General features: G+C 72.4%; 20 protein-coding genes. 11 read left to right on the top strand and 9 right to left on the bottom strand.

The window, feature by feature from the left end; translation table 11 throughout:
* The 3 genes from ABD343_RS18545 to ABD343_RS18555 all read left to right on the top strand — a co-directional run.
* Positions 1-639 (top strand): bacterioferritin-associated ferredoxin (locus tag ABD343_RS18545; RefSeq protein WP_344529527.1); only part of this gene is annotated, 639 nt, incomplete at its 5' end.
* Positions 639-1,577, top strand: coding sequence for a dihydrodipicolinate synthase family protein (locus tag ABD343_RS18550; protein WP_344529529.1), 939 nt, complete (start codon positions 639-641; stop codon positions 1,575-1,577). The genes ABD343_RS18545 and ABD343_RS18550, both read left to right, overlap by 1 nt.
* The gene (locus tag ABD343_RS18555; RefSeq protein WP_344529531.1) at positions 1,577-2,578 is read left to right on the top strand and encodes a proline racemase family protein; all 1,002 of its coding nucleotides are present in this window, start codon (positions 1,577-1,579) and stop codon (positions 2,576-2,578) included. Before ABD343_RS18550 ends, ABD343_RS18555 begins: the two co-directional genes overlap by 1 nt.
* Here the strand turns inward: ABD343_RS18555 and ABD343_RS18560 are convergent.
* Entirely contained in the window at positions 2,530-2,955 is a 426-nt protein-coding gene (locus ABD343_RS18560) for a winged helix-turn-helix transcriptional regulator (RefSeq protein WP_344529533.1), read from the bottom strand. The genes ABD343_RS18555 and ABD343_RS18560 overlap by 49 nt on opposite strands.
* 98 nt (positions 2,956-3,053) lie before the next feature.
* On the opposite strand from ABD343_RS18560, the gene ABD343_RS18565 reads away from it, so the two are divergent.
* A complete protein-coding gene (locus tag ABD343_RS18565) occupies positions 3,054-3,461 on the top strand; it encodes a RidA family protein (RefSeq protein WP_344529535.1) in 408 nt (135 codons plus the stop codon).
* A gap of 12 nt (positions 3,462-3,473) precedes the next feature.
* Here ABD343_RS18565 and ABD343_RS18570 read toward each other — a convergent pair whose 3' ends face one another.
* The 5 genes from ABD343_RS18570 to ABD343_RS18590 form a co-directional block, all read right to left on the bottom strand.
* On the bottom strand, positions 3,474-5,633 hold the full coding sequence (locus ABD343_RS18570) for an MGH1-like glycoside hydrolase domain-containing protein (protein ID WP_344529537.1): 2,160 nt from the start codon (positions 5,631-5,633) through the stop codon (positions 3,474-3,476).
* A 323-nt stretch (positions 5,634-5,956) separates the two neighbouring features.
* Positions 5,957-7,963 (bottom strand): beta-galactosidase, encoded by a 2,007-nt coding sequence (locus ABD343_RS18575; RefSeq protein ID WP_344529539.1) that lies wholly within the window; start codon positions 7,961-7,963, stop codon positions 5,957-5,959.
* A 2-nt stretch (positions 7,964-7,965) separates the two neighbouring features.
* A complete protein-coding gene (locus ABD343_RS18580) occupies positions 7,966-8,829 on the bottom strand; it encodes a carbohydrate ABC transporter permease (protein WP_344529541.1) in 864 nt (287 codons plus the stop codon).
* Complete coding sequence (locus ABD343_RS18585; RefSeq protein ID WP_344529543.1) at positions 8,826-9,752, bottom strand: carbohydrate ABC transporter permease; 927 nt, start codon at positions 9,750-9,752, stop codon at positions 8,826-8,828. Before ABD343_RS18585 ends, ABD343_RS18580 begins: the two co-directional genes overlap by 4 nt.
* 11 nt (positions 9,753-9,763) lie before the next feature.
* On the bottom strand, positions 9,764-11,092 hold the full coding sequence (locus tag ABD343_RS18590) for an ABC transporter substrate-binding protein (RefSeq protein WP_344529545.1): 1,329 nt from the start codon (positions 11,090-11,092) through the stop codon (positions 9,764-9,766).
* Positions 11,093-11,236: 144 nt separating this feature from the next.
* On the opposite strand from ABD343_RS18590, the gene gcvPA reads away from it, so the two are divergent.
* The 5 genes from gcvPA to ABD343_RS18615 all read left to right on the top strand — a co-directional run bounded on the left by gcvPA (position 11,237) and on the right by ABD343_RS18615 (position 17,086).
* Complete coding sequence (gene gcvPA / locus ABD343_RS18595; protein ID WP_344529547.1) at positions 11,237-12,613, top strand: aminomethyl-transferring glycine dehydrogenase subunit GcvPA; 1,377 nt, start codon at positions 11,237-11,239, stop codon at positions 12,611-12,613.
* Positions 12,610-14,214: an aminomethyl-transferring glycine dehydrogenase subunit GcvPB gene (gcvPB, locus tag ABD343_RS18600; RefSeq protein WP_344529549.1), complete on the top strand. Its 1,605-nt coding sequence runs from the start codon at positions 12,610-12,612 to the stop codon at positions 14,212-14,214. The genes gcvPA and gcvPB overlap by 4 nt, the downstream gene beginning before the upstream one ends.
* Complete coding sequence (locus tag ABD343_RS18605; protein WP_344529551.1) at positions 14,211-15,596, top strand: ATP-NAD kinase family protein; 1,386 nt, start codon at positions 14,211-14,213, stop codon at positions 15,594-15,596. The genes gcvPB and ABD343_RS18605 overlap by 4 nt, the downstream gene beginning before the upstream one ends.
* 8 nt (positions 15,597-15,604) lie before the next feature.
* Complete coding sequence (locus ABD343_RS18610; RefSeq protein WP_344529553.1) at positions 15,605-16,351, top strand: SDR family NAD(P)-dependent oxidoreductase; 747 nt, start codon at positions 15,605-15,607, stop codon at positions 16,349-16,351.
* Positions 16,352-16,426: 75 nt separating this feature from the next.
* Entirely contained in the window at positions 16,427-17,086 is a 660-nt protein-coding gene (locus ABD343_RS18615; protein WP_344529555.1) for a GntR family transcriptional regulator, read from the top strand.
* 113 nt (positions 17,087-17,199) lie between these two features.
* On the opposite strand, the gene ABD343_RS18620 is transcribed toward ABD343_RS18615, so the two are convergent.
* Positions 17,200-17,628 (bottom strand): hypothetical protein, encoded by a 429-nt coding sequence (locus ABD343_RS18620; RefSeq protein WP_344529557.1) that lies wholly within the window; start codon positions 17,626-17,628, stop codon positions 17,200-17,202.
* Between the two features lie 107 nt (positions 17,629-17,735).
* Between ABD343_RS18620 and ABD343_RS18625 the strand changes: the two genes are divergently transcribed.
* A complete protein-coding gene (locus tag ABD343_RS18625; protein ID WP_344529559.1) occupies positions 17,736-18,545 on the top strand; it encodes a class I SAM-dependent methyltransferase in 810 nt (269 codons plus the stop codon).
* An 85-nt stretch (positions 18,546-18,630) separates the two neighbouring features.
* On the opposite strand, the gene ABD343_RS18630 is transcribed toward ABD343_RS18625, so the two are convergent.
* Together ABD343_RS18630 and ABD343_RS18635 are read right to left on the bottom strand one after the other, a co-directional pair.
* Entirely contained in the window at positions 18,631-19,596 is a 966-nt protein-coding gene (locus tag ABD343_RS18630) for a M28 family metallopeptidase (RefSeq protein ID WP_344529560.1), read from the bottom strand.
* A gap of 11 nt (positions 19,597-19,607) precedes the next feature.
* A complete protein-coding gene (locus ABD343_RS18635; protein WP_344529962.1) occupies positions 19,608-21,173 on the bottom strand; it encodes a M4 family metallopeptidase in 1,566 nt (521 codons plus the stop codon).
* 280 nt (positions 21,174-21,453) lie between these two features.
* On the opposite strand from ABD343_RS18635, the gene ABD343_RS18640 reads away from it, so the two are divergent.
* On the top strand, positions 21,454-22,635 hold the full coding sequence (locus ABD343_RS18640) for an acyl-CoA dehydrogenase family protein (RefSeq protein ID WP_344529561.1): 1,182 nt from the start codon (positions 21,454-21,456) through the stop codon (positions 22,633-22,635).
* The last annotated feature ends 21 nt before the right edge of the window (positions 22,636-22,656 follow it).

Raw genomic sequence — 22,656 nt, forward strand, 5'->3', positions numbered from 1 at the left:
TGGCGCGCGGGCGGCGGCGACCCGGCGGCCCGCGTGCTGGGCCCGCTGCGCCGCGCCCGCGCCCAGGCGCGCGCCTTCGCGGCCCGCCTGGCCCGCGCCCACCCCGTCGGCCCGGGCTGGTCCGGCGACGCGGGCTGGCTGCGGGACGGGACGGTGGTGTGCCGCTGCGAGGGGACGACGTACGGGGCGCTGCGCGCCGCCGCCGCCGACCCCGCCACGGGCGACCCGCGCGTCACCAAGCTCGTCACCCGGGCGGGCCTCGGCCCCTGCCAGGGGCGGGTGTGCGGCGCGACGGTGGCGGAGCTGACAACCCGCCTCACGCCCCCGGCCACGGGCATGGGCGGGGGACGCCCCGGCCACGCCGGCGCGACGGCCGTACAGGGAACTCCCGCCCCCGGACCGGACGGCCGCCCCGACCACCCGGCGCCGGAAACGGACGTCGGGACGGCGGCCGTGCCCGGAAATCCCGTGCCCGGGGCCGATGGGCAGGACGGATTCGCCGCGTACCGGCGGCCGGTCGCGCAGCCCATTCGGTTGGGGGAGCTGGCCCGTGAACCCGAGGCCGTACCCGAGTCCGTACCCGAGGCCGTACCCGAGTCCGGCCCGTCGTACGGGCCTTCACCTGAGGAGAGTGCCTGATGCAGAGCAATTCGCTGGGCGGCGTGGTCGTCGCCACCCCGCTCCCCTACCACCCCGACCCCGCGGCGCCCGCCGGACTCGCGGTCGATCACGAACGGTTCGCCGAGCACTGCCGCTGGCTGGTGGAGAACGGCTGCGCGGGCGTGGGCCCCAACGGCTCGCTGGGCGAGTACTCGTCGCTGACCGACGAGGAGCGGCGCGCCGTGGGCCGTACCGCGATCGAGGCGGTCCGGGGCACGGGCGACGGGACCGGCACGGTCGTCCTCGGCGTGCACGGGGTGGGCTGGCACCAGGCCGTGCGCTGGGCGGAGGCCGCCGCCGAGGACGGCGCGGACGGCGTGCTGTGCCTGCCGCCGACCCTGTACCGGGCCAACAGGGGCGAGATCGTGGCGCATTACGAGCGCGTCGCGGCGGTCGGCCTGCCGGTGATGGCGTACAACAACCCGCTCGACACCAAGGTCGATCTCACCCCCGACCTGCTGGCCGAGCTGGCGCAGATCGACAACGTCGTCGCGGTCAAGGAGTTCTCCGGGGACGTCCGCCGCGTCCTGGAGATCCGCGAGAAGGCCCCGGACCTGGCCGTGATCAGCGGCGCGGACGACGTGGTGCTGGAGAGCCTGCTGATGGGCGCGACGGGCTGGTTCGCCGGGTTCCCGAACGTCTTCCCGGCGGAGTCCGCCCGGCTCTACGAGCTGGCCACGGCGGGGCGCCTCGCGGAGGCCCGCGCGCTGTACGAGCCGCTGGTGGCGGCGTTCCGCTGGGACTCGCGCACGGAGTTCGTGCAGGCGATCAAGCTGGGCATGGAGCTGGTCGGCCGGTACGGCGGCCCGTGCCGGCCGCCGCGCGGCCCGCTCGTCCCGGACCACCGCGAGCAGGTCGAGGCCGCGATGAAGCAGGCGATCGCCAGCCTGCGCGAAGGACGGGAGGTGGGCGACTGATGCGCTCCGTACGGACGCTGAGCGCCGTCGACTCGCACACCGAGGGCATGCCGACACGGGTGATCACCGGCGGCCTCGCCCCGATCCCGGGCGCGACGGCGGCCGAGCGCCGCCGGTACGCGGTCGAGCACCTCGACGGGCTGCGCCGCTTCCTCGTGGACGAGCCGCGCGGCCACCCCGCGATGAGCGGCGCCCTCCTCCAGCCGCCGCTGCGCGAGGACGCCGACTGGGGCGTGGTCTACGTCGAGGTCAGCGGCTTCCTCCCGATGTGCGGGCACGGCACGATCGGCGTGGCGACGGTGCTCGTGGAGACGGGCATGGTCGAGGTCCGCGAGCCCGAGACCGTGGTGCGGCTCGACACCCCGGCGGGGCTGGTGGAGGCCCGGGTGGCCGTGCGCGACGGGGTCGCGGAGCAGGTGACGCTGCGCAACGTCGACGCGTTCGCGCTGGAGCTGGACGCGGTCGTCCAGGTCCCGGGCCTGGGCGACGTCCGTTACGACATGGCGTACGGCGGCAACTTCTACGCGATCACCGAACTCGCGGACCTGGGCCTGCCGTTCGACCGCGCCCGCAAGGACGACATCCTGCGCGCGGGCCTCGCGCTGATGGACGCCGTCAACGAGCGGAACCGGCCGGTGCACCCCGCCGATCCGGCGATCGGCGGCTGCAAGCACGTCCAGTTCCTGGCGCCCGGCTCCACCGCGAAGCACTCGCGGAACGCGATGGCGATCCACCCGGGCTGGTTCGACCGCTCGCCCTGCGGCACGGGCACGTCCGCGCGCATGGCCCAGTTGCACACGCGCGGCGAGCTGGGGCTGGGCGAGGAGTTCGTGAACGAGTCGTTCATCGGTACGAGGTTCACGGGGCGGCTGGTGGACACGGCCGAGGTGGCCGGTCTCCCGGCGGTCGTCCCCGAGTTCTCGGGCCGCGCGTGGATCACGGCCACGGCCAACTATCTGCTGGACCCGCGCGACCCGTTCCCCGAGGGCTTCGTGCTGTAACGGCCGCGGGCGGCCTCGATGTCGGCCAGATAGCGGTGGGTCCAGGCGCACATGGCGTCCACCGTCGCCCGCAGGCCCCGCCCCGGTTCGGTCAGGGTGTACTCGACCCGGGGCGGGACGGTGGGGTGGACGGTCCGCTCGACGAGGCCGTTGTGCTCCAGCATCCGCAGGTTCTGGGTGAGCATCTTGTGGCTGATGCCCTCGATGGCGTCGCGCACCTCGCCGAAGCGCAGGGTGCGCTCGCCCAGCGTCTCGATGATCAGGAACGCCCACTTGTTCGCGACGTCCGAGAAGATCTCCCGCGCCAGGGAGTCGGCCCGCGTCAGATCGGCCTCGTCCACCGCGCCCGTACCGTCCTTGACCTGCTTGGTCACCATGAGGTTCCCCAGTCACCGAAAAGTGCGTTCTTCCATGTCAGCGCACACTCTCCTACGGTTCCCGAGTAACCACAAGTGACTACGAACGAGGGAACCGTATGTCCATCACCCTGGTGAACCCCGAGGGGCTGCCGGAGGTCGGCGCCTACCGTCAGGTGGCGGTCGCGAGCGGCTCGCGCCTGGTCTTCGTCGCCGGGCAGGTCTCCTGGGACGCCGACGGCGTCACCGTCGGCGAGGGAGACCTGGCGGCGCAGGTCGAGCAGTGCTATCTCAACGTCGCGACCGCCCTGGCCGGGGTCGGGGGCACCTTCGACGACGTGGTGAAGCTGACCGTCCACGTCGTCGACTGGACCCCCGACAAGATGCCGCAGTTCATGGACGGCGTCTCCCGCGCCGCCGCGAAGCTGGGCACCTCCCCGGTCCCGCCGGGCACCCTGCTGGGCGCCGCGGCGCTCGACGTGCCCGAGCATCTGGTCGAGATCGAGGCCACGGCGGTCCTGGACTGACGCCCCGCAGGGCTACAGCAGGGGCAGGAGCAGCGCCGCCGACCAGGAGAAGTTGGCGGCGTTGAGGCCCTTGCCCGTCGTCGGGTCGTAGTTCTCGCGGATCGGGTCCTTCGTGGAGCCCACGCCCGTCGCGTCGATGAGCCGCGACATCAGCTCCCGCGCGTCGCGCCCGTAGCCGTAGCGGCGCAGGCCCTCCGCCGCGTAGTACGCCTGGTCGAGCCAGACCGGGCCCCGCCAGTACTTGGTGGGGGCGAAGTACGGCGAGCTCTTCGCGACCGTCGGGAACGGCACCTTCGTGGCGAACTCGTCCGGGGAGACGAGGAGTTTCCGCGCCTGCCGGGCCTGGTATCGGCTCGCGGTGCCCGTCCACAGCGCGATCGCGCCCTCGATGCCCCGGCCGCGCGCGGTGAGCCGCTCGCCGCCGAGCGAGGTGTCATAGAACCAGCCGGTCTTCGGGTCGTACATCGTCTCCCGTACGGCGCGGTGGGTCTTCGCCGCGCGAGTACGCCAGGACGCGGCCTCCCTGCCGTGCCCCGAGGCGGCGGCGATCTTGGCCAGGTGGTCCTGGTCGGCGGCGAGATAGGCGTTGAGGTCGACGGACTCCTGGTTGACGGAGAAGCCGAGCTTCTTCCCGTCCGGGCCGGTGTTCTCCAGGGCCTTGGTGCCGAGTGCGGCGTCGAAGCGGGGCGCGTTGTCCATGCCGCTCTCCCAGGCCGCCGCCAGCCGGGCGTCCTCGGGCGTCTTGTTCGCGGGGTCGATCGTCGCGCCGTACTCGGCGAGGCCGTCGCGGTCGTGGTCCCGGTTGCGGTACCACCACTCCTGGTACGCGGTCAGCTTCGGGTACATCTCGCGCAGGAACGCGCGGTCGCCCGTCTGCCGGTAGACCTCCCACACCGCCCAGGCGGCGAGCGGCGGCTTGGAGTTGCGCTCGTTCCAGTTGCCGCCGTCGCGCGCGGCGTCGTTGTAGAACACGGCGTCGGGCACCATGCCCGCGTCCTGCGGCCGGTCCTTGTCACCGGGGCGCACCTGGTGGTCGAACATCGAACGGATCTGGTCCTTCGCCAGCCCCGGCGCGAAGCGCGCCGTGCCCACGGCCTGCTTCCAGGAGTCCCAGGCCCAGAAGCCGCCCGCGAACCACTTGTCCGAGACGGACGGCGTCACGCCGTCGTGGCGCAGCATCCCGGCGGCGCTCCGCCAGTTGGAGATCAGCGTCTCCACGGACTTCACCGCGAGGCGGCGCCGGTCGGCGGGGACGCCGCGCGTCGCCTTCCGCACGTAGCCGTCCCAGCGCTCCTCGCCGCGCGCCGTGACCTCAGCGGGCCGGTGCAGCGCCCGCGCCGCCCGCGCCTTCTCCCGCTGCCGCTCGGCGCGGGTGAAGGTGTACGACTCGGTCCAGTCGAGGGACGCGTGCCCGCCCGGGCGTACGCGCAGGGGCCGTTCGAGGTCCGTGCGGTACGAGTCCTTCTCGACGGACGTCCGTACGGGCTCGGCGTGCCGGACCTCGAAACGTTCGGTGCCGTCGGTGAGGTAGTCCCAGGTCTCGCGCACGCGGGCGAAGTCGACGCCGACGCCGGTGTCCGTGGCCTTGAGGGACGGCGCGTCCCGCATCGGCTTCTTCGCCGGCCGCAGCAGCTTGCCGCTCCAGCCGGCGCGGAGGGTGCGGGCGCTGTGCCCTGTGTTGGTGACGCGGGCCCGGACGAGGGCGGTGCGGTCGGTGGCGTACCGCAGGTCGAGGGTGAGGCGGAGGCCGCCGTCGAGCCGGTAGCTCTGCCGCAGTACGCCGGGCAGGCCCGTGAACTCCGGCTTGCCGCCTGCCGCGAGGTCCAGGGGCTTCCCGTCCTCGGTGAGCCGGAGCCGGCTGAACGCGTCGCTCAGCCACCACGGGTACTCCTGCGCGATGTAGAGGGGCCCGCTGAACCCTCCCCAGCTCTCCTTCTTCTTCTCGTCGGGCAGGGCGTAGGCGTGCCAGGCCCCTTGGTCGGCGAAGACGTTGACGGGGTTGCCGTCGTCTTCTTCCTTGCCGCCGGGGTGGGCGGTCTCCGGGACGCCGCGCATGTCGAGCACGTCGCCGTACGACGGTGGCTTGACCGCCGGGTTCGCCGTTGCCGTGGCCGGCGCCAGTAGTGCGGCGACGGCCGCGACGACGACGCAGGCGGTGAGGGCACGTCTCATGTCGAGTGGTTCACCTTTCGTTACGGTGACTTGACGCAGGGGGCTTGCCCCTCCAGGGGCACGGGGCTGTATTCGATGTGCGGCTCCGCCGCGTGGGCGCACAGCCTGTCGGCCTGAGGGGCGCGGGGAACTGCGCGACAAGCCACGGCGCAGCCGCAGCCTGCGAAGCACAGCCCGGGGCACCCCGAACCCAGCCCCCGTCGCGGGGCACCCGGCGAAGAGGGCTGCGCTTGCCGGCCCTGCTCCCCCGAGCTCTTCGAGCAGGGGGTATCCCCCATGGCAGACCTCCCAAGCGCAGCGGGGAGAAGCGGGGGCAAGCCCTGTCAGGGTTGGCCAAAAGCGTGGCGGATTACTGCTGCTCCTGATGGGGGGAGGGAAAGGGAGGGACCCGTGGGGTCGCCGGAGACGAGGTCCGTACCCGGCGGCACCGGCACGGAGACGGCACCCTCTCCATGGTTGAGGAGAAAGAGGTACGCGGCGTCCGGCCCCCGGCGGACCGTCGCCTCCACGCCCACGGGGAGCCCGGGGGCGACGGGGCGGACGCCGGACTCCGCCAGCACCGGGTCCAGGACGGCCCCGATCGCGGGTCCCAGGTGGCAGCTCACGTACCAGGCCCGGCCCCGCCGGGTGACCGCCGGGAGCCCCTTCAGTTCCCCGGCCGCGTACTCCGCGACCGTCTCGACGTCGTCCACCGGCTCCAGCCACTCGCTCCACCGCGTGGCCTCCGCCTCCCCGTCCGGGAGGCGGACCGGCACCGACTCCTCGTCCGGGATCGGCCACCACTCGTCCACCGCCACGCCCAACAGCTCCCGCAACGGGCCCGGCGCGCCCCCGGGATGGACGTGGTCGTGCTCGTCCACGACGCCGCTGAAGCCGCCGCAGACCAGGTGGCCGCCGTCGGACACGAACCGTTCGAGCAGCGCCGCGTGCTCGGCCCGGAGCACATACAGATTGGGGGCGAGCAGAACTCGGTAGGCGTCCAGCGAAGCGCCGGGGTGGACGAAATCGACGGTGACGTTCCGCTCCCACAGCGCCGCGTACCAGTCGGCGAGCAGCTCGCGCCAGCGCATCCGCGCGGAGGGGTGGTCGTCCAGTTCGAGGGCCCACCAGGAATCCCAGTCGAGGAGGATGCCGACCCCGGCGCTCGCGCGCGAGCCCGCCAGCTCGCCCAGCCGGGACAGCTCGGCGCCGAAGCGCACGGTCTCGCGCCAGCCGCGCGAGGCCGTGCCCCGGTGGGGCAGCAGCGCGCTGTGGTACTTCTCGGCCCCGGCGACGGAGGCCCGCCACTGGAAGTACATGATCCCGTCGGCGCCCCGGGCGAGCGCCTGGAGGGACCAGAGGCGTTGCAGTCCGGGGCGTTTGGGGACGTTGACCTCGCGCCAGCTCACGGCCGACGGCGCCTGCTCCATCAGCAGCCAGGGCCTGCCGCCCTTGAGGGAGCGCATCAGGTCGTAGTTGAGGGCTGCGTTGACGTGGGCGCGGGGGTCGGCGGGGTCGGGGTAGGCGTCGTCGGAGACGAGGTCCTCCTCGGCCGCCCACGTCCAGTAGTCCAGGGCCTTGAACATCGACATGAAGTTGGTCGTCACCGGAGTGCCCGGCGCGAGTTCGTCCAGGACCGCCTTCTCGTTCCGGTAGCACTCCAGGAGCGCGTCGGAGGAGAAGCGGCGCCAGTCGAGGTTCTGGGTCGGGTTGACGGGGCCCGGCGCGGCGCGCGGCGGCTCGATCTCGTCGAACGAGCCGTACCGCTGGGCCCAGAAGGCGGTGCCCCAGGCGTGGTTGAGGGCCTCGACGGTGCCGTACCGCGCACGCAGCCAGCGGCGGAAGTCGGCGGCGGACTCCTCGCAGAAGCACTCGGTGACGTGGTCGCCGTACTCGTTGTGGATGTGCCAGAGGGCTACGGCGGGGTGGCCGGCGTACCGTTCGGCGAGCTTCCTGGTCAGTTCGGCGGCTGCCGACCGGTAGGCGGGCGATGAGGGACAGTAGTGCTGCCGGGAGCCGAACTCCAGGCGTACGCCCTCGGCGGTGACCGGCAGGATCTCCGGGTGGGCGCGCACGAGCCAGGCGGGCGGCGAGGCGGTGGCCGTGGCGAGGTCGGCGGCGATGCCGTGCTCGTGGAGGAGGGCGAGGAGCCGGTCGAGCCAGGCGAAGTCCCACTCCCCCGGGCCCGGCCGGAGGCGGGCCCAGGAGAAGACGCCGAGGGTGATCATGGTGACCCCGGCCTCGCGCATGAGCGCGGCGTCCTCGGCCCAGACGGACTCGGGCCACTGCTCGGGGTTCCAGTCACCCCCGTAGAGCAGCCCGGGGACGCGGGTCAGGGTGTCGGAGTGCATGGTCATCCTTTCAGTGCGCCGCCGAGCAGCCCGGCCACGAACTGCCGCTGGAAGAGCAGGAAGACGATCATCAGCGGGAGCGTGGCGAGGAGCGAGCCGAGCATCAGCCCGGAGTAGTCGACGCGGGAGAGTCCGGTGAGGGTGTTGAGGGCGACGGGGACGGTGTACTTGTCCTCGGTGTTGAGCATGAGCAGGGGCCAGATGAAGCTGTTCCACTGCGTCATGAACGTGAAGATGACGAGCGCGCCCAACTGCGGCCGTACGCAGGGCAGGACGACCGTGTAGAACGTGCGCAGCTCGCCGGAGCCGTCGATGCGCGCGGATTCCAGCAGCTCGTCGGGGAAGTCGAGGAAGCCCTGGCGCATCAGCAGGATCCCGAAGGAGTTGGCCAGGAACGGGATGATGATCGCCTGGTAGGTGTTCACCCAGCCGAGGCTGGCCATCATCTGGAAGAGCGGGACCAGCAGCACCTGGAGCGGGATCATCATCGTGCCGAGGATCGCGCCGAGCAGCAGCCCCCGGCCCCGGAAGCGGAACTTGGCCAGCCCGTAGCCGCACATCGCGGAGATCAGCGAGCTGAGCACCGTGTGGACGACGGCGATGCCGAGGCTGTTGAGCATCACGCGCCCGAAGCCGACCGAGTCCTGGAGCCGCTGGAGGTTCTGCAGGAGTTCGCCGCCGGGGAGGAAGGGCGGCGGGGAGTGGAAGAGGTCGCCGGTCTTGTGGGTGGAGGCGACGGCCATCCAGAGGAACGGGATCAGGCTGATGACGCCGCCCACCAGCAGCACGAGCCGCAGCAGCCAGCGGCCCGCCGTGGCGGGGTTCAGCAGGGCGGCCTGCCGGGGGGCCGTACGGGGCGCGCTCATCGCTTGCGCTCCCTTCCGAAGAAGCGGAACTGGAGGAAGGAGATCACCGCGATGACGGCGACCACGACCCAGGCGATGGCGGCGGCGTAGCCGAAGTCCATCTGCTGGAAGCCGACCTTGTAGAGGTAGAGGACCGGGGTGAGGGTGGCGTCGTCGGGGCCGCCGCGGGTGAGGGTGTAGTTCTCGTCGAAGAGCTGGAGCGTGCCGATCGTCGAGGTGATCACGCAGAAGAGGATCACGGGCCGGAGCTGCGGGAAGATCACCTTGGTGTACGTGGTGAACGTGCCCGCGCCGTCGATCGCCGCGGCCTCGTGCTGCTCGCGGCCGATGGACTGGAGCCCGGCGAGCAGGATGACGGCGTTGTAGCCGACCCAGCGCCAGGTCATGGAGCCGATGAGGGAGATCCGGGCCCAGGTGGGGTCGTTGAGCCAGTCGACGGGGGCGAGGCCGAGCGCGTCGGCGGCCTGGTTGACGAGGCCGCCGTCGGTCTTGAGGAGCACCTGGAAGACGACGGCGTAGGCGACGAGCGTGGTGACGGCGGGCAGGAAGTAGACCGCGCGCCAGGTGCCGCGGAAGCGCAGCCAGGACTGGTTGAGCAGCACGGCGAGGATCAGCGCGAGCCCGATCATCAGCGGGACCTGGACGACCAGGATGAGCCCGGTGTTGACCATGGAGTCGAGGAACGAGGGGTCCTGGAACATCCGCGTGTACTGGTCGAGCCCGACCCAGGTGGTCTTGCCGTTCTCGGTGCTGGTGAAGCTCTGGTAGAAGCTGGCGCCCAGCGGATAGGCGAAGAAGACGGTGAACAGGACGGTCGCGGGCCCGGTGAAGAGCCAGTGGGTGAGCCGGGGCCTGCGCCGCCCCGCGGTGGCGGCCCGGTCGGGGGCACGGACGGCGGGTGCCGTCGGGGTCTGTACGGCCATGGCGGGGCGCCCTATCCCGCGACGGTCTCGCGGCCGGTGGCGCCCGCGAGCTGCTCGGCGGAGTCCCGGAGCTGCCGCTTCGGGTCGTTGCCGCGCAGCACCGCGCCGGTGAGGGCCTTCTGCGCGATGTCCCCGGCCTTGGCGCCGTCCTTGTTGTACTCGACGGGCGGGATGTGCGGCGCGAGGTCGGCGAAGACCTTCCAGGCGCGCTGCCCGCCGTAGTAGGCCTGGGGCGCGTTCAGGTACGGGTCCTTCAGGGCCGGGAGGTAGGCGGGGAAGAGCCCCTCGCGCTTGAGCATGGACACCTGGTTGTCCTTGTCGGTGAGAAGGAATTTGATGAAGGCCCAGGCCAGGCGGGGGTTCTTGCTCTGGGCCGGGATGCAGAGCGTGGAGCCGCCCTGGTTGGACGTACGGGCGCCGCCGGGCTCGAAGGCGGGCAGCGGGACGACGCCGAACTTGCCCTTCAGCTCGGGCATCTCGGCGGTGAGCGTGCCGCTCCACCAGGCGGCGGTCGGCAGCGTCGCCGACTTGCCCTCCTTGGTGGCGGTGACCTGGCCGTCCCAGCCGCGCTCCCAGCGGATCAGGCCCCGGTCGCCGATGGCCTTGAGGAGTTCGAGGGCGCGGACGGCCTCGGGGGTGGCGAGCGCGACCTTGCCGCCCTTGAAGTGGCGCTGGCCCTGCTGCTGGAGCAGGCAGGCGAAGAACGAGTCCTCCGCCGGGTCCATGATCAGCAGCTTGACGCCGGTCTTCTTCTTGAGGGCGACGCCGGCCTTCACGTAGTCGTCCCAGGTCTTGAGGGACGCGGCGTCGACCCCGGCCTTCTCGAAGAGGTCCCGGCGGTAGTAGAGCGCCAGCGGGCCGATGTCCCAGGGCAGCGCGAAGACCCGGCCCTCCTCGGAGGTGACCGTCTGCCACGCCGCCCGGTCGAAGTCGCCGGTGAACGGCTTCACCAGCGGCGTCAGATCGTGCATCCCCTGCGGGAAGTTGCCGATGTAGCCGGGCATCTTGGGGCCGTCGACGGTGACGACGTCGGCGAGCCCGGTGTCGGCACGCAGGCCCACGGTCATCTTGTCCGCGGCGTTCTCGTAGCCGATGTCGACCACGCTGATCCGCGTGCCCGGGTTCCGGGCCGTGAACTTCTTGGCCAGCCGGGTCAGCGCGACGGCCGCCGAGTCCCAGGACCACACGGTGATCGCGCCCTTGACGGGCGTCGTCGCCCCCGGCGCGAGCCGCACGGCCTCCCGGTTGGTGACGCCGCCCGTGGCGCATCCCGTGACGGCGGAGAGGGCCGCCGCGCCCGTTCCCGCGAGCAGTGCTCTGCGGGTCAATTCTCTGCGCACTCTTGCCTCCTGCGGCCACAGCGCTTAATTCTGTATACAGAACACGGAATACGGACCCTGTGCGTCAAGGGGCGTGCACGGAGCAACTTCCGCGACAGCCACCCCCGATCCCCCGACCAGCCCGTTCACCACGGAAGGCGGCCCATGACCGCGACTCCCCCACCGGCCCACCCGTACATCCCGAACTCCGCGCCCGACGTGAAGCGGGCCATGCTCGACGCCGTCGGCGCCAAGAGCGTCGAGGACTTCTACGCCGACATCCCCGCCTCGCTCCGCCTCGACCGCCCCCTCGGCCTGCCCGCGCCGCTGCGCTCCGAGGCCGCCCTCGTCCGGCACATGGACGGGCTGCTGGCGGGCGGCCGTTCGGCCCGCGACACGCTCTCCTTCCTCGGCGCGGGGTGCTACGCGCACCATGTCCCCGCCGTCGTGGACGAGGTCGTGAACCGCAGCGAGTTCCTGACGGCCTACGCGGGCGAGCCCTACGAGGACCACGGCCGCTTCCAGGCCATGTGGGAGTACCAGTCGCTGATGGCCGAGCTGCTGGAGGCCGAGGTCGTCAACGTGCCCGTGTACGACGGCTTCCAGGCCGCCGGCACCGCGCTGCGCATGGCCGGGCGCGTCACCGGGCGCCGCCGGGTGCTCGCCGTCTCCGACACCTCGCCCGACAAGCTCTCCAAGGTCGTGGACTACGTCCGCCCCGAGCACGAGGTCACCCTCGTCCCGCCGCGCGCCGACGGCCGCGCGGACCTCGACGCCGTACGGGCCGCGCTCGCGGCGGGCGACGTGGCGGCGGTGTGGGCCGAGGCCCCCGCGTACTCGGGCCTGGTCGACGAGGGCCTGCCCGAGCTGGCCGGACTCGCCCACGGGGCGGGCGCGCTGTACGTCGTCGCCTGCAACCCCGCCTCGCTGGGCGTCCTCGCGCCGCCCTCCGCTTACGGCGCGGACATCGCCTGCGGCGACATCCAGCCCCTCGGCGTCCACATGAGCTTCGGCGGCGGCAACGCCGGGTTCCTCGCCACGCAGGACGACGAGAAGCTCGTCGCCGAGTTCCCCACCCGCCTCTTCGGGCTGGTGCCCACGGCCGTCGAGGGCGAGTACGGCTTCGGGGACGTCGCCTTCGAGCGGACCTCGTTCGCGGTACGCGAGGAGGGCCGCGAGTGGGTCGGCACCGCCGCCGCGCTGCACGGCATCGGCGCCGGGGTCTACCTCGCGCTGATGGGCCCGCACGGGATGCGGGAGCTGGGCGACACGATCCTCGCCCGTACCGCGTACGCCAAGCGGCGGCTCGCGGACGTACCCGGCGTCGAGATCCCGCACGCCGACGCCACGCACTTCGCCGACTTCCCCGTCCGCTTCACCGGCTCCCGCACCGCCGAGGAGGTGGGCGCGGCGCTGCTGGAGCGCGGCATCTTCGGCGGCGCCGTCCGGAGCGAGCGCGAGGCCCTGTACTGCGTCACCGAGCTGACGACCGCCGCCGACATCGACCTGCTCGCCGACACGCTGAAGGAGACCGTCCAGTGAGCGCCCGTACTACCGGGGCAGACCCCACCGTCGAGGACGCGCGGATCGCGCCCAAGCCCGTGCTGCGCCGGTTCCATCAGGCGCGCTGGGACGAGAAGCTGATCTTCGAGCTGGGTACGCCCGGCGAGCGCGGCGTCTCCGTGCCCGCGCCCGAGCCCGAGGTCGTCGCGGCCGTCGGCGACCCGGCCGCCGCGCTCCCGGACGCGCTGCGCCGTACGAGCCCGCCCGCGCTGCCCGAGCTGGGCCAGCAGCAGGTGCTGCGGCACTATCTGCGGCTCTCGCAGGAGAACCTGGGCGCCGATCTCAACATCGATGTCGGCCAGGGCACCTGCACCATGAAGTACAGCCCGAAGGTGAACGACACCTTCACCCGCGACCCGCGCGTCGCCGAGGCGCACCCCCTCCAGGACGAGTCCACCGTGCAGGGGCTGCTGGAGATCATGTACCGGCTGGAGGGGCTGCTGAAGGAGATCTCCGGCATGGACCGGGTCTCCCTCCAGCCGGCCGCCGGCTCCTCCGCGATCTGGTCCAACGTCGCGATGATCCGCGCCTACTTCGAGGCCCGGGGAGAAGGCGAGCAGCGCGACGAGGTCATCACCTCCTCCTTCTCGCACCCCTCCAACGCGGCCTGCGCCAAGACCGCCGGGTACAAGGTCATCACCCTGCCGCCGGACGCCGACGGCTACCCCGACATCGAGGCCCTGCGCGCGGCCGTCGGCCCGCGCACGGCGGCGCTCCTCATCACCAACCCCGAGGACACGGGGATCTACAACCCCCGCATCGAGGAGTTCGTCCGCCTCGTCCACGAGGCGGGCGGCCTGTGCGCGTACGACCAGGCCAACGCGAACGGCATCCTCGGCATCACCCGCGCCCGCGAGGCCGGGTTCGACCTGTGCCACTTCAACCTGCACAAGACGTTCTCGACCCCGCACGCCTGCGGCGGCCCGGCGGCGGGCGCCTGCGGGGTGACGGAGGCGCTGGCGCCGTATCTGCCGAGCCCGACCGTCGAGTTCGACGGCGAGCGGTACCGGCTGGAGCGCGACCGCCCGGAATCGGTCGGCTCCGTCCGCCCGTTCTACGGCGTCGTCCCGAACCTCGTCCGCGCCTACGCCTGGATCATGTCGCTCGGCGCGGAGGGCCTGCGCGAGGCGGCCGAGATCGCCGTCCTCAACAACAACTACCTGCTGTCGAAGATCCGGGAGATACGCGGCGTCTCCGTGCCGTACGCGGAGGGCCGCCCGCGCGTCGAGCAGGTCCGCTACTCGTGGGAGCAGCTCCACGAGGACACCGGGGTGCACAGCGAGGAGATCGGCCTGCGCGCCGCCGACTTCGGCACCCACTACTGGACCAGCCACCACCCCTACGTGGTGCCCGAGCCGATGACGCTGGAGCCGACCGAGTCGTACTCGCGGGCCGACCTCGACGAGTACGCGGCGATCCTCACGGAGGTCGCGCGCGAGGCGTACGAGGAGACGGAGGTCGTCCGTACGGCCCCGCACCGCTCGACCATCCACCGCACGAAGGAGGAGACGCTGGAGTCCGCCGCGACCTGGGCGGTCACCTGGCGCGCGTACCGCCGCAAGATCCTGGGCGACGCGTGACCCCGTTCCGTATCGGGCTCGTGGTCAACCCGGTCGCCGGACTCGGCGGCCGGGTCGGCCTCAAGGGCAGCGACGGCGCGGACGTGCAGGAGCGGGCGCGTGCCCTGGGCGCCGTCCCGCGCGCGGGCGAGCGCGCGTCCGCCGCGCTGACCGAACTCCGCGCGCGCGGCGTCGAGTTCGAGCTGCTGACGGTCCAGGGGCCGATGGGGGCCGGGGCGGCGGCGGACGCGGGGGTACGGTGCGTGACCCTCCACTCCCTGCGAGGCGGCACAGCCGCCTCCGGCGCGGACCGCGACCAGCGCGAATCGGCCCGACCCGGCGCGGGCGGCAGCTTGCGGGACGTGGCCGGGACCGGTCGAAGCGCCGCCGGGTCCGCTCCGCACGGCGCGGCGGGCGCCGCGCTCCGCGGGCGCGCGTGCGCGACCTCCGCTCGTGACACCGTCGCGGCGGTCCGCGCGCTGCGGGCGGCGGGAGTGCGGCTTCTGCTCTTCGCCGGGGGCGACGGGACGGCGCGGGACGTGCACGACGCGCTGGGCGGCGACACCTCGGACCTGCCGGTGCTCGGCATCCCCACGGGCGTCAAGATGCACTCGGCGGTCTTCGCCGTGAACCCCCGTGCCGCCGGGGAGGTCGCGGCGGCGTACGTCCGTGACGCGGGCGGCGTACGGCTGCGCCGGGCCGAGGTCATGGACCGGGACGAGGCGGCACTCCGGGAGGGGCGGGTCACGGCCCGGCTGCACGGCTGGCTGACCGTCCCGTTCGTTCCGGCGCGTGTGCAGCAGCGGAAGACGGGCAGCTCGGCCGTGGACCCGGAGGCGGTCGGGGGCCTCGCCGCTGAGCTGGCGGAGCGGGTGGCGCCCCCGGGGAGGGGCTGCCCCTCCCCCGACGTCGCGGGCCGCGAGCCCATCGTGGCCGGGCGCGCAGTTCCCCGCGCCCCTTCGGGGCGCCTCCCTGCGGGGCTCGTTCTCGGGCCCGGCACCACCACGCAGGGCATCGCCGCCGCGCTCGGCGCCGACGTGTCGCCCACCGGCGTCAACGTCCTCGCCCTGTACGGGCGTTCGGCGATCGTCGTCGCCCATGACGCGACCGGCGACGAGCTGCTGAAGCTCGTCGAGGGCCGGGCGGTCCTCATCGTCCTCTCCCCCATCGGAGGCCAGGGCTTCCTCCTCGGGCGGGGGAACCAGCAGATCGGTCCCGAGCTGATCCGGGCCGTGGGGCTCGAGCGGCTCGTCCTCGTCGCCACCGAGGGCAAGCTCGCCGCGCTCGGCGGCAGGCCCCTGCTCCTCGACAGCGGGGACGCGGCGCTCGACGCCGCGCTCACCGGGTACCGGCCCGTGCTCACGGGACGCGGGACCAGCACCATGTACCGCATCACGACCTAGGAGTGTTCATGATCGACCTCACCGGCAAGCGCGCGATCGTCACGGGCGCGGCCTCCGGCATCGGGCGGGCGACCGCCGCCGTCCTCTCCGAGCTGGGCGCGTCCGTCGTGCTCGCCGACCTCGACGCCGAGAAGGGGGAGGAGGCGGCGAAGGAGACGGGCGGGACGTTCGTACGCTGCGACGTGTCGCGGCGCGAGGACTGCGAGGCGGCCGTCGCCACCGCCGTGGAGCGGTTCGGCGGCGTGGACGTGCTGTTCAACAACGCGGGGATCATCCGCCGCTCGACCGTCCTGGAGATCACCGAGGAGGACTGGGACCTGGTGATGGCGGTGAACATCAAGTCGGTCCTGCTCCTCAGCCGCCTGGTGATACCCCACATGACCGCGAACGGCGGGGGCAGCATCATCAACGCGGGTTCGGGCTGGGGCATCAAGGGCGGCGGGCAGGCCGTCTCGTACTGCGCGTCGAAGGGCGCGGTCGTGAACATGACCCGGGCCATGGCCATCGACCACGGCCCGGAGAAGATCAGGGTGAACTGCGTCTGCCCCGGCGACACGGCGACGGGCATGCTGGCGGACGAGGCGGCGCAGCTCGGCGAGAGCGCGGACGCGTTCTACGACGACGCGGCCGACCGCCCCCTGGGACGTATCGGGCAGCCCCGCGACATCGCCCAGACCGTGGCATTCCTCGCGAGCGACGCCTCGGCGTTCGTGAGCGGCGCCGTCATCGCCGTGGACGGCGCGGGAACCGCCTGAGAGAGCAGATAATCGAGGCGTCGTGGCGGGAACCGCCCCACGCGGGACCGACCAACCGAGAAGGGGAAGCGTCAGATGGGTATCGAGCGGCGGCCGCTGCGCGAGCAGGTGAAGGACGAGATCCTGGAATTGCTCGGGCAGGGCCGGCTCGACACCGGCGAGCCGATCAACGAGATCCAGCTCGCCGAGGAGGTCGGCGTGAGCCGTACGCCGCTGCGCGAGGCGCTGATCTCCCTCGAACGGGAGGGGATCATCACCAGCGAGCGCGGCAAGGGCTTCCGCTTCGCCCCGATCGGGGCGCGCGAGCTGCGGGACGTGACGGCGATCCTGATCTCGCTGGAGTCGCTGGCCCTGGAGCTGTCGTCGCCGGAGCACCTGGCGTCGATCGCGCCCAGGCTGCTGGAGGAGGCCCGCGCCTTCTCGGCCCCGCAGGCCCCGCACGGCACCATCGAGCGGTACGACGACGCCTGGCACGACCTGCTGCTGTCCGGCTGCCGCAACACCCGGCTGATGGACATGATCAGCTCGCTGAAGCTGACGGTGCACCGCTACGAACGGGTCCTGATCGCCGACGAGGAGATCCTCCAGCGGGCCGCCGAGGAGCACGAGCTGATCGCCCAGCACCTCCTCGACGGCCGCCTGGAGGACGCCGTCGCCGCGCTCAAGGCCAACTGGACGAGCGGCATGAACCGCATCCTGGAGCGGCTGGAGAGCGACCAGGAGCGGGAGGTGTAGAAGCCGCCGGCGTGGTACTCGCTCCGGCGGACCGCCGCGGCGGCCGGCGACGGGTCACCGGGCTCTCACCCGCTCACCGGGACGTCGCTCCCGAACGGCCGCCGCGGCTCGCCTCACACCGGGACGAGCGCGACCGCGCCCGGGAGGAGCGTGACCTGCTGCGGCGTCCAGCAGTCCGACTGTTCGGTCGCCATGTCGGTGCCGCAGGTGGCGCAGACGAGGTTGGGGCCGTCGCAGCCGTCGAGCCCGCAGCAGCCGTTGCGCCGCCCCCTGCCGGGGTGGAGGCGGACGCCCCGGACGTCGGCGCGGGCCAGCACGACGCCCGCGAGCCCGGCGGGAAGCCGGACGGTGCCCGTGGCGCGCGGCTCGCGCGGCGGGTCGAGCGCGAAGACGCCGGGCCCCACGCGCGGCGGGCACTCCTCCTCACCGTCGGGGCGGGAGTACGGCACGGGCGCGTCGTCGACGTCCGGCAGCCGCACCTCGCGCACGGGCCCGGTCACCTCGCCCTGGCAGCGGACGCAGCGGAAGACGTGGACGGTCATGGCCCCATCCTCGCCGCGCCGCCGCGGGCACGCACCCCGTTTCCGCCCTGCGCGATCGCGGGCCCCGCGATCTTCCCCGTACGGGCGGGAGCGCGGATCGTGGCCGTATGACAGTGGGATTCGCGGGATTCGCGGGCGAGGTGGCGGAGTTCTACGCACGGTTCCGGCGGGGCTATCCGCCGGAGGTCTTCGACGCGCTGCGGGACGTCTTCGCGCTGACGGAGCGCGACGCCGCGCTCGACCTGGGGTGCGGCACGGGGCAGCTCGCGGTGCCGCTCGCGGGGCTCGTCGGGACGGTCGTCGGCATGGACCCCGAGCCGGACATGCTGCGGCTGGCGCGGGAGACGGCCGCCGCGCGCGGCGTGGACAACGCGGTGTGGGCGCTGGGCTCGGACGCCGACGTGCCCGCGCTGGGCGCGCTGCTGGGCGGGCCCGGCGGGCGGCAACTGGCGGTGGCGACGGTCGGGCAGGCGCTGCACTGGATGCGGCACGAGGAGCTGTTCCGGGCGCTGCTCCCGCTGCTGCGGCCCGGCGGCGGCGTCGCGGTGGTCGCCAACGGGGCGCCGCTCTGGCTCCAGGACAGCGACTGGTCGCGGGCGTTGAAGGGCGTGCTGGAGGAGCACTTCCGCACGGAGCTGAAGGCGTCGTGCGGCACGGGGCCCGAGGACCGCGCGCGGTACGCGGCGGCGCTGGAGGACGCGGGGTACGGCGGCGTGCGGGAGACGGTGACGGAGTACCGGGCCCCGCTGACGTTCGAGGAGATCGTCGGCGGGGTGTGGTCCGCGGTCCCCGCGTCCGCGCTGCCGCCGCCCGAGGGGCGCGCGGCGTTCGCGGAACGCCTCCGGGCGGCGCTGCCCGCCGGGGAGGGGTTCACCGAGGACGTCCGGCTCTCGGTGCTGCTCGCGCACGCGCCGTAGGCGTCCGGGAAAGGGGACGGGCCCATGCCGCGGGTGGCGGCACGGGCCCGTCGTCACGCGTCAGTGCACGGGGCCGCTGCTTCGGCTACTTCGACAGCTCCCAGACGGACTTGGCGATCGCGTCGGCGTTGGTGTTCAGCGCCTTCTCGTCGATGTTCTCCGTCGTGTCGCACGTGGAGTGGTAGCACGGGTCGAAGGCCTCGCCCGCCTTGCCGCCCCACTTGTCGGCCTGCTCCTGGGACTTGGTCTCCTCCGCGCCGGAGAAGATGCCCCCGTTGGCGATGCCCGCCTCGGAGAACGCGGCGTGGTCGGAGCGGCCGTTGATGTCCTGCGGCTCGGCCTCGACCTTGCCCTCCTTGAGGGAGGCGGTCAGGGAGTCCTGGATGGCCTTGGAGCCCTCGGGCTCCTTCGCGCTGTCGTAGACGAAGTAGCCCGGGTTCGGGGAACCGGTCATGTCGAAGTTCAGGTAGCCGGAGATCTTCGACTTCTCGTCGTCGGACAGGCCCTTGACGTAGGCGGAGCTGCCCAGCAGGCCCAGCTCCTCGCCGCCCCACCAGGCGAAGCGGAGGTGCTTGCCCGGCTCGTACTTGCCCTCGGAGACCGCGAGCGCGGTCTGGAGGAGCGTCGCGGAGCCGCTGCCGTTGTCGTTGATGCCGGGGCCTTCCTCGACGCTGTCGAGGTGGGCGCCCGCCATCACGGTCTTGGCCTCGTCGCCGCCCTTCCAGTCGGCGACGAGGTTGTAGCCCTTCGCCCCTTGGCCGTCGAACTCCTCGACCTTGGTGGTGAAGCCGGCGGCGTCCAGCTCCTTCTTGATGTAGTCGATGGACGCCTTGTAGCCCTCGGAGCCGTGGGCCCGGTGGCCGCCGTTCGCCTCGGCGATCTTCTGCAGCTCGGAGAGGTGCCCCTGCACCTTCTCCACCGGGATGTCCGGCGCCTCGGCGCGCGGCTGGGACGGCGCCGTGGTGGCGGTGGCCTGCGCGATGCCCAGCCCGCCCGCGGCGAGCCCGAGGGCCGCGGCGGAGGCCAGGGATATGCGGGTGCGCTTCTTCATCCGGACCTCCGCTACTTGACGTTGACGCCGGTCCAGGCGGCGGCGACCGCCTTGGACTCGGTGCTGTCCTTGCCGAACAGGTCGTCGGCGGCCTTGAGGGTCGCCGTGCGCGCGTCCTTGTAGTCGGTGGTGGAGGTCATGTACGCGGTGAGCGCCTTGTACCAGATCTTGGCGGCCTTGTCCCGGCCGATGCCCTTGACCTTGCTGCCGTCCTTGGTCGGGCTGTCGTACTCCACGTCGCCGATCTTCTTCTTCCCGCTGCCCTCGGACAGGAGGTAGAAGAAGTGGTTGGCGATGCCCGAGGAGTAGTGGACGTCGACGTTGCCCGCGTCCTCGGACCAGTAGTCGAGCGACTGCTTGTCCTTGCTGGGCTTGTCCATGTAGCGCAGCGGGGAGCCGTCGCCGTTGATGTCGATCTGCTCGCCGATGAGGTAGTCGCCCGCGTCCTTCTTGTTCTTCGCGGTGAACTCGACGTCGGTGGCGAAGATATCGGACGTGGCCTCGTTCAGGCCGCCGGACTCGCCCTCGTAGTTGAGGTTCGCGGTGGCGGAGGTGACGCCGTGCGACATCTCGTGGGCCGCGACGTCGAGCGAGGTGAGCGGCTTCTTGTCGCCCTCGCCGTCGCCGTAGGTCATGGCGAAGGAGGCGTCGTCCCAGAAGGCGTTGACGTAGCCCTTGCCGTAGTGGACGCGGGAGAGGGCGCCCTTGCCGTCGTCCTTGATGCCGTTCCGCTTGTGGACGCTCTTGTAGTAGTCCCAGGTGGTCTCGGCACCGTAGTGGGCGTCGACGGCGGCCGTCTGGCGCTTGCCGCCCCACTTGTTGTCCTCGTCGGTGAAGGGCTCGCCCTTGCCGGTGTCGTCTTCCTTGTTGCCGAGGTCGGTGGTCTGGCCCTTGCCGCGCTCGCTGTCCGTGAGGGTGTAGCCGTTGCCCTCCTTGGTGGTGGTGAGCTTGACGTCGCCGCTGTACTGGCTGGCGCCGGTGCCCTCCTCCGCGGCGGCCTTCGTCCGCGCGGCAGCGGCGGCGGCCTTCTTGGACTGCCCGGCCGTCAGGAAGCCGCGGTTCTCCTCCAGCGACGCCAGCTTCTTGCCGGACTCGGCGTCGGTGATCACGTGCAGCTCGCTGGGCGTGCCGTCCTTCTGGGTGCCGTGGACGACGGTGCGCAGCGCCAGGCGCGGCTTGCCCTCCGAGGCCCAGACGATACGGGTGGACTTGCCCGCCTTCGCCCCGGTCACCTTCTCGGACTTGGCGGCGGCGAGGGCGGTGGCGTCGGCGCCCTCGGTCGCGTCCTCGGCGGCGACGGTGGTCTTGACGGCGATGCGGTGGTCGCTCGCCTTGGTGGTGGTGACCTTGCCGGACGGGGCGCGATGGACGATCAGGTCGCCGCCCACAACGGGCATTCCGGCGTAGGTGCGGTCGTACCGGGTGTGCGTGGTGCCGTCGGCGTCCTTGATGACGTCGCGCTTGACGAGCTTCTCCTTGGCGCCGAGCCCGGCGGCCTGAGCGGCCGAGACCTGGGTGTCCGCGCCCTTGTCCTCGCCGGCCATCGCCGAGCCGGTCTCGACGGCGGCGACGACCATGGCGGCGAGCGCCACGAGCGCCCCGCCGCGCAGCGCGTTCTTGCGCGCCGTGCTCTTCCCGGATATGTGGGAGTTGCCTCGCACTTGGTACTCCTTGCATTTTTGTGGGGGGTCTCGGGACAAATGAATCCGCCCCGAACGCGTGTGCAAGATCCTGCCAGTGGGCCGCACGAGGGTGGAGAGGCGCAAGAGAAGCGTTACCGCACCTTAATGAAGTAACGTCCCGTGAGATCGAATTGATTGAATTCGGAACGTTTCACATTACAAGGAGGGCCCCAGCATGGCGATTTCGGCCGGGATACATGTCAGCCCGGAATTCCCCGCTACGCTTCAGCGGATCGATGCGCTCGGCCCGGAACTCGACGCGAACGCGCCCGCCGCCGAGGAACTCGGCCGGCTCCCCGAGGACACCGCCCGGGCCCTCCTGGACGCCGGACTCATCCGCGCCGAACTGCCCGGGAACCTCGGCGGCCACGAGTTCTCGCCGCGCCAGCTCATCGAGACCGTGGAGCGCCTCAGCCGGTACGACGCCACCGCCGGCTGGACCGTGATGGCGCTCCAGCTCATGACGGCCAGCACCGCGGCCTACCTCGGCCCCGTCGCCGCGGCCGACCTCTTCCCCGACGTCCCGAACGGGGACCACGCGCTGCTCGCGGGACACGGCACGCGCCCGGGCAGGGCCGTCCCGGTGGAGGGCGGCTTCCTGGTCAGCGGCGAGTGGCAGTTCGCCTCCGGCATGGCGCACGCCACCCACATCCACAGCGCGATCCAGGTCGAGGGCAGCGGCGAACTGCGGATCCTCGCGATGCCGAAGTCGCGGGTGGAGCTGGTCGAGAACTGGGACGTCCTCGGACTGCGGGCGACCTACAGCATCGACTACCGCTGCACCGACGTGTTCGTACCGGAGACGCACACCTACGTCGGCACCACGACGAACCCGCCCAACGGCGGCGCGATGTACCGCATCGGGCTGGTCAACATGGCCGCGATCGGCCACACCGGCTGGGCGCTCGGCGTCGGACGGCGCCTGCTCGACGAGATGCGGAACGTGGCCGCGGCCAGGACCGGCAGCCGCAACGCCCCCGTCGACACCGCGCACTTCCACGCGGAGTACGCGACCGCGGAGGCCCGCCTCCGCTCGGCGCGGGCATGGGTACGGGAGGTGTGGGAGGGGGTCGAGGCCACCCTGGACGCGGGCGGCTCGCTGAGCGCCGAGCAGGACACCCTGATCCGGCTGGCGCTCAACCACACGACGTGGACCGTGCAGGACGTGGGGCAGATGGTGCACCGCTGGGCGGGCTCGGCGGCGATCCGGCGCGGCCCGATCGACCGCTACCTGCGCGATCTCGCGACCGGGACCCAGCACATCACCTCCGGCCCCGTCGTCCTGCAGAACTGCGGCAAATGGCTCAGCGGCGCCTTGCCGGGGGCCCGCTGGGAATTCCTCGACCTGATCCCCTGACCCCCCCCGGTCAGAGGGCAC

This window comes from Streptomyces albiaxialis, from assembly GCF_039530985.1.
GTDB classification, from domain to species: domain Bacteria; phylum Actinomycetota; class Actinomycetes; order Streptomycetales; family Streptomycetaceae; genus Streptomyces; species Streptomyces albiaxialis.

What these genes read in the sequence shown, in the direction of transcription:
- ABD343_RS18620 (WP_344529557.1), bottom strand. Translation starts at nt 17,628, where the DNA reads ATGACCGTCCACGTCTTCCGCTGCGTCCGCTGCCAGGGCGAGGTGACC.
- ABD343_RS18550 (WP_344529529.1), top strand. Translation starts at nt 639, where the DNA reads ATGCAGAGCAATTCGCTGGGCGGCGTGGTCGTCGCCACCCCGCTCCCC.
- ABD343_RS18630 (WP_344529560.1), bottom strand. Translation starts at nt 19,596, where the DNA reads ATGAAGAAGCGCACCCGCATATCCCTGGCCTCCGCCGCGGCCCTCGGG.
- ABD343_RS18580 (WP_344529541.1), bottom strand. Translation starts at nt 8,829, where the DNA reads ATGAGCGCGCCCCGTACGGCCCCCCGGCAGGCCGCCCTGCTGAACCCC.
- ABD343_RS18565 (WP_344529535.1), top strand. Translation starts at nt 3,054, where the DNA reads ATGTCCATCACCCTGGTGAACCCCGAGGGGCTGCCGGAGGTCGGCGCC.
- ABD343_RS18635 (WP_344529962.1), bottom strand. Translation starts at nt 21,173, where the DNA reads ATGGTCGTCGCCGCCGTCGAGACCGGCTCGGCGATGGCCGGCGAGGAC.
- ABD343_RS18560 (WP_344529533.1), bottom strand. Translation starts at nt 2,955, where the DNA reads ATGGTGACCAAGCAGGTCAAGGACGGTACGGGCGCGGTGGACGAGGCC.
- gcvPA (WP_344529547.1), top strand. Translation starts at nt 11,237, where the DNA reads ATGACCGCGACTCCCCCACCGGCCCACCCGTACATCCCGAACTCCGCG.
- ABD343_RS18625 (WP_344529559.1), top strand. Translation starts at nt 17,736, where the DNA reads ATGACAGTGGGATTCGCGGGATTCGCGGGCGAGGTGGCGGAGTTCTAC.
- ABD343_RS18575 (WP_344529539.1), bottom strand. Translation starts at nt 7,963, where the DNA reads ATGCACTCCGACACCCTGACCCGCGTCCCCGGGCTGCTCTACGGGGGT.
- ABD343_RS18640 (WP_344529561.1), top strand. Translation starts at nt 21,454, where the DNA reads ATGGCGATTTCGGCCGGGATACATGTCAGCCCGGAATTCCCCGCTACG.
- ABD343_RS18570 (WP_344529537.1), bottom strand. Translation starts at nt 5,633, where the DNA reads ATGAGACGTGCCCTCACCGCCTGCGTCGTCGTCGCGGCCGTCGCCGCA.
- ABD343_RS18585 (WP_344529543.1), bottom strand. Translation starts at nt 9,752, where the DNA reads ATGGCCGTACAGACCCCGACGGCACCCGCCGTCCGTGCCCCCGACCGG.
- ABD343_RS18555 (WP_344529531.1), top strand. Translation starts at nt 1,577, where the DNA reads ATGCGCTCCGTACGGACGCTGAGCGCCGTCGACTCGCACACCGAGGGC.
- ABD343_RS18615 (WP_344529555.1), top strand. Translation starts at nt 16,427, where the DNA reads ATGGGTATCGAGCGGCGGCCGCTGCGCGAGCAGGTGAAGGACGAGATC.
- ABD343_RS18610 (WP_344529553.1), top strand. Translation starts at nt 15,605, where the DNA reads ATGATCGACCTCACCGGCAAGCGCGCGATCGTCACGGGCGCGGCCTCC.